A 3081-nucleotide genomic window follows, 5' to 3' on the forward strand; every position below is an offset into this window, starting at 1 on the left:
ATTGCCTAGATAAATAGTAGCCCTGACTTTTTTTACCATCTGAGTCTCCAAAAACCGCCGTCATTGTATCAACGGATTGAATATCTGTTGCAGCAGCAATCACCGCTACACTGCTAAAATCAGGCTCCCCATTCACAATGGGTGCTACCGCCATCCCATCAAAGCCCGTCTCGGGATCGGAGTAAACTTTTATAACACGAAATTCTTGTTTATCAATTTCTATTGTATTAGACTCTCCGACATGAGGTGACTCTGAATTTGTAAGAATATCAAAATCTTTTCTTTTTGCATAATTTTCATTAACGCTATAGACATTTTCACCTTGGTTTAGTATATTTAATTGTTTATCTGTATATTGAAAACTCATTGTAAATCTTCCTCACCATTTGAATAAATAACTTTTATTGTTGATACTGTCTTCCCTTTGCGAGATTGTAAATCTTCCCACTCACCATTTTGCTTTCGTTTAATTCCTCCTGTCGAAAAATTATTCGTAGTTAGACTGTAGCTTGTTCCAAATTGTATATGCTTTCCATCAGAAAATAAAATGAGTAATTGACAATGCCAATTAGTAGGCTTGTTTTCAAATTCCACATCACTAATCACTATCTTATTTATTTCGCTGTAACTATCTTTTAATTTCTTGACCAGACTGACTTCATATTGTCGATTCCGTTCTGCTTCCTTGTTTTTTTGTATGTTACCATTTAGACTAAATGCCATGACTAAACCTCCTAAGATAATAAATAAAATGAATAATTTTTTTCTCATGCCCTGTCCTCCACGGTTTATCTACCTATCGTTGAACTACTTTGATATTATTATACACCATTTTCTGTGGAATTACTATAAGATTTTGATAAAATTTGTATTGATATACTAAAAATATTCAGTTGTTCAACCATATATTGGAATAGGAGGGCATTCAACACGCTCTTTCTGTCGAATAGAGCCCCTCAATTCTTCTAAAGATCCTCTTTCCATGCCCTAAATTCTCCTGCCAATTGATGGTCTAAAGCCAGCTTTTCCTCCACTGCGCTATCAAGTGTGGTCTTCAAGGTGTCAAAGGTACCTGACAGCTCCTCCATCTGCTTGACTTTTTCCTGCGTATAAGACTGAAAGTCGCTGACAATCTTCTCATAAGTGACACCGTTTGAGGCAAAGATCTCCTCTACCTCCCAGCGAGCGAGGTGGGTATAGCTGGAAAAGTCAATCCCTGACCACAGCCTTTCTGCCGCTTCATCTGCCTGTTGCTTCAAGTCTTTCAATTCATCTAGACCTGTCTTTGCTGCTTCTGCCATAGAAGCCCCTAAGAGGGCACTTTGCCCCGCGTCAAGGAAGAGGGTCTCATTGCTGCTCAAGCCTCCACCTAATTTTTCCCATTTGGCTTTCAAGGCTTTGAGCTGCAACATCTGGCGGGCACTCCGGGCAAAGGCTTCTGTCGGACCACCAATGATGGGCTTACCTGTTTTGGTATCCAATACCCGTCCCGTCTCTGGGTCAAACGTCCAATCTCCTATATCGTGACTGGTACCGTCTGTCCAGTATATCGTACCGAGACTTTCATCATAGCCAGCGTTTTTGGGATGGTTAATATCATTTAGAAAGACAACGGTATCCTTGTTTTTGCGATAATCGATAAAGAGACCGGGATGCTCTTTGATAAACTCTTTTTCTTCCTCGCTTAATGAACCGTAGTGAAACCATGCATTAAAAGTAGTGGTTGGAATCCCAAACTTAGCTCCAACCTTAATCATATAGGAGGATTGGGAGTAGCCGGACAATTGTGTGATCGCATGAACTCTGGGATCATCTAGGACACTTTGGACAAATTCTTCAGCGGGAGTATATTGCCTAGATAAATAGTAGCCCTGACTTTTTTTGCCATCTGTATCTCCAAAAACAGCCGTCATTGTATCAACGGATTGAATATCTGTTGCGGCAGCAATCACCGCTACACTACTAAAATCAGGCTCTCCATTCACAATGGGTGCTACCGCCATCCCATCAAAGCCCGTCTCGGGATCGGAAGAGGTTTTGATGACTTTGAATTGTTGACCACCTGACATCCGAATTTTATTTCTTTCATTAGGTAATAATGTATCATCTGGTTTAGCTACGATATGTTGATATTTTCCATTTTTTTGAATTTTTTTATCAACAAAAGCAGCATTGACACTGTAAACATTTTGTCCCTGATTTAAAAAGTTTAACTGTTCATCGGTATAGTTAAATGTCATTACTCAATACTCTCCTTACCATCAGAAAAAATGATCTTTACATTACTCTCTGTACTTCCTTCATGTGAAGTCAGTATTTCTGATTCTGCGGTAGTCACAACTCCTGAACGATTTATTGTATCAGATAGTCTGTGCCCCATTCGATACTCCACAACCTCTTCATCAGAAAATGTTAATTTGACAACACAACTCCAATTCCCTGGTGGAACAGAATAATCCGGACTACTAATCTCGATCTTTTCGAGATCCCGATAGCTATTTTTTAAAGCCTTAACCAGACTAACTTCATATTGTCGGTTCCGTTCTGCTTCCTTGTTTTTTTGTATGTTACCATTTAGACTAAATGCCATGACTAAACCTCCTAAGATAATAAGTAAAATGAATAATTTCTTTCTCATGCTCTGTCCTCCACGGTTTATCTACCTATCGTTGAACTGCTTTTATATTATTATACACCATTTTCTGTGGAATTACTATAAGATTTTGATAAAATTTGTATTGATAGGTAAAAAAATATTCAATTGTTCAGCCACCTACTAAAAGAATGTTATTCTACACTCTCTTTACCGTCCGAAAAAATGACCTTTACATTACTCTCTGTACTTCCGTAGTGTGAAGACAGTATTTCTGATTCTGCCATGTTCACAACTGCTGATTGGTTTCTATCTAAGTATAGACTGTGTCCCATTCTATATGGGCACCTCTAAAAACTTCAAGTAGTTGTTAAGTAAGCCCTATTTGTAAGCATTAATTCCAGTAAGCTTCGCTTTCGAAGCTTACTTTTTGCTTATTTTCCTATTTTTGGGCGCACTAAGCCCATGATGGCAATCCCAGTCGTTTG

Annotated in this window: 3 protein-coding genes and 1 pseudogene; all 4 read right to left on the bottom strand. The window is 38.7% G+C overall.

Annotation, left to right across the window (positions count from 1 at the left end):
- Positions 1-367, bottom strand: a pseudogene (locus BU200_RS10260) (hypothetical protein); the annotation flags it as partial.
- Positions 364-771, bottom strand: a complete 408-nt coding sequence (locus BU200_RS10265; RefSeq protein WP_075100031.1) for a hypothetical protein — start codon at positions 769-771, stop codon at positions 364-366. The pseudogene BU200_RS10260 and the gene BU200_RS10265, both read right to left, overlap by 4 nt.
- 194 nt (positions 772-965) lie before the next feature.
- Positions 966-2240, bottom strand: a complete 1275-nt coding sequence (locus BU200_RS10270; RefSeq protein ID WP_075100032.1) for a hypothetical protein — start codon at positions 2238-2240, stop codon at positions 966-968.
- The gene (locus tag BU200_RS10275; protein WP_075100033.1) at positions 2240-2638 is read right to left on the bottom strand and encodes a hypothetical protein; all 399 of its coding nucleotides are present in this window, start codon (positions 2636-2638) and stop codon (positions 2240-2242) included. Before BU200_RS10275 ends, BU200_RS10270 begins: the two co-directional genes overlap by 1 nt.
- Positions 2639-3081: the final 443 nt, after the last annotated feature.

Origin of the sequence: Streptococcus acidominimus, from assembly GCF_001921825.1 — a bacterium.
Taxonomy (GTDB): domain Bacteria; phylum Bacillota; class Bacilli; order Lactobacillales; family Streptococcaceae; genus Streptococcus; species Streptococcus acidominimus.